2 protein-coding genes are annotated in these 2,578 nt (G+C 48.6%); both read left to right on the plus strand.

Going from position 1 to position 2,578, the window contains the following annotated elements:
- The first annotated feature begins 205 nt into the window (after positions 1-205).
- A complete protein-coding gene (gene istA, locus RJ41_RS13890; RefSeq protein ID WP_039221975.1) occupies positions 206-1,744 on the plus strand; it encodes an IS21 family transposase in 1,539 nt (512 codons plus the stop codon).
- A gap of 8 nt (positions 1,745-1,752) precedes the next feature.
- A complete protein-coding gene (istB, locus tag RJ41_RS13895) occupies positions 1,753-2,499 on the plus strand; it encodes an IS21-like element helper ATPase IstB (protein ID WP_039221977.1) in 747 nt (248 codons plus the stop codon).
- Positions 2,500-2,578 lie beyond the last annotated feature (79 nt).

Consider the following 2,578-nt stretch of genomic DNA (forward strand, 5'->3'; position numbering starts at 1 on the left):
TGCATGTTCCGGCCCATTCCGATCACCCATTTCGGTTCAATCCGATCACTGATTTCGGTCTAATCCGATCGCCTATTTCGGAGTTATCCGATCAAAAATGACGTTTTTCCGAAATCACTGATCGGAATCCCGAAATCTTCTTCTTTTTCTCATTAAATCAATTGGTAAGCTCCACTTCATCACTTTATTGAAGGAATGAGCTGCCATGGCGAGAAAGAGAACCGATATGAGAAAGATTAAAGACGTCCTGCGTCTCAAATTCGAAGTAGGATTAAGCCATCGAGACATCGGCCAATGCTTAAGTCTTGGTCCTTCAACCGTGAGTGAAATACTCTCGCGCTTTAAATCCAGTGACTTATCGTGGCCGTTGCCGGAAGCGCTAAACGATAAAACGCTCGAAGCGCAGTTGTATAGCACGGGTCCCGTTCAGCGCCAGAAACGGCTGCCTGACTTTATGCTAATGCAGCAAGAGTTGAAGCGCAAAGGCATGACTAAGCTCTTGCTGTGGGAAGAATATTGCGCCGAGGATAGTGCGTCAGCCTACGGCTACACGCAGTTCTGCGAGCACTATCAGCGGTGGCTTAAAAAGCAGAAACGCAGTATGCGACAACATCACATCGCAGGCGATAAGTTGTTTATTGACTATTGCGGACCAACGGTACCTATCATCAATCCTGATACGGGCGAAGTTCGTTATCACGCACAAATCTTCGTTGCGACCTTAGGCGCAACCAACTACACCTATGTTGAAGCTGGTCGCTCACAACGTGAAGAAGACTGGATAATGGCGCACGTAAGAACGTTCCGCCACCTTGGCGGTGTACCCCGTTTACTTGTGCCGGATAACCTGAAATCGGCCGTTACCAAAGCCCACCGCTACGCGCCTACGCTAAATGAAAACTATGCCAAAATGGCGCGGCATTATGGCTGTGCCATTGTGCCTGCACGCCCATATAAACCGAAGGATAAAGCCAAAGCAGAAAATGCGGTGCTGATTGTTGAGCGTTGGATATTAATGCGATTGCGACGTGAGAGCTTCTACACCCTAGCGGGTCTAAATGCGCGGATTAAAGTGTTAATGGCAGAGTTAAATAATCGGCCACAACGCTTATACCCAGGCTCTCGTCGTGAACAGTTTGAACTGCTCGATAAGCCAGCCTTAATGCCATTACCTGGCACCATGTATGAGTACATCGACAGTAAATGGGCGAAGGTAGGGCCGGATTACCATGTGTTGTACCAAAAGCATGCTTACTCTGTACCACACACTTTAGTGGGCAACACGGTGACCATAGAGGCAAGTGGCAGTGTGGTCAGCATCTATCATCACAATCAACTGGTAACACAGCACGCTAAATCAGCAAAAGAAGGCGGCTTCTCAACCCAAAAAGAACACATGCCGGACAGCCATGTAAAACAGCGCTTCAGTGCTGAGCGCTTACTGCACTGGGCTGAGAATATCGGTGTGGGTACCCGTGGTGTGGTGCAGTGGCACATCCATAGTCGCAAACATCCTGAGCAAGCGATTAAAAGCTGCTTAGCTATCCTAAACCTCACTAAACAACATGGTGCTGCGCGACTTGAAGCCGCTTGCCAAAAGGCATTACTGCTAGAACGCCCTCACCGGAGTGTGGTGATGAACTTACTCAAACATCATCAAGAAAGCATACCGAGCACCGCTGTTGAGCAGGATGAGCAGCCTGTCACCCATCACAATATCCGCGGCCAACATTACTATCAATAGGAAACCCCATGACACAATCTCAATTACAAGAGCAACTACGTAGCTTACGGCTTGGGCACTTCGCTCAAGCGTTACAGCAACAACAAAGCCAAGCGACAACTTACGACGAGATGAGCTTCGAAGAGCGCTTAGGATTGCTGGCACAGCATGAAATCCATTGTCGGCAAGACAGCAAAGTGAAGCGTTTACTGCGCCAGGCAACCTTGCGCTTAGAGGCTCATGCCAGCCGATTGGAATACCGTGCAGAGCGTGGCCTACGCAAAGATAAAGTCGCCACACTGTTAAGCGGCCAATACTTACATCGTGCCCATAACATTATCGTTACTGGCGCAACAGGGTGCGGAAAAACGTACTTCGCATGCGCGTTAGCCAGACAAGCCTGTGAACAACATCATACGGTGCGATATTACCGACTTGGGCAGCTTCTTGATGAACTGAATATCGGCCACGCCGATGGCAGTTACCGACAACAGCTTGCACAACTCGCTAAGAAAAAGTTGCTCATCCTGGACGACTGGGGAATGGAAAAACTGAGCGCACGTCAGGCTAATGACTTACTTGATGTGATGGAAGAGCGATACCAAAACACCAGTACCATTATCGCCAGCCAGTTACCCGTTACCGAATGGTACAAACTCATCAGTAACCCCACTGTGGCAGATGCATTACTCGACCGTTTATTGCACAACAGTCATCGAATTGAACTGGCTGGCGAATCGATGAGAAAACTAGACCAATCCGATCACTTAAGGTAAAACTGGCAGGGACGAAAAAGAAGATGAAAAAGTGATCGGATAAAACCGAAACGACCGATCGGATTCACCGAAATACGCA

The organism is Alteromonas marina (assembly GCF_000808575.1).
Classification (GTDB): Bacteria; Pseudomonadota; Gammaproteobacteria; order Enterobacterales; family Alteromonadaceae; genus Alteromonas; species Alteromonas marina_A.

Bases quoted from the DNA above. Each gene is read 5' to 3' on its own strand.
- istB (WP_039221977.1), top strand. From the start codon at position 1,753: ATGACACAATCTCAATTACAAGAGCAACTACGTAGCTTACGGCTTGGG.
- istA (WP_039221975.1), top strand. From the start codon at position 206: ATGGCGAGAAAGAGAACCGATATGAGAAAGATTAAAGACGTCCTGCGT.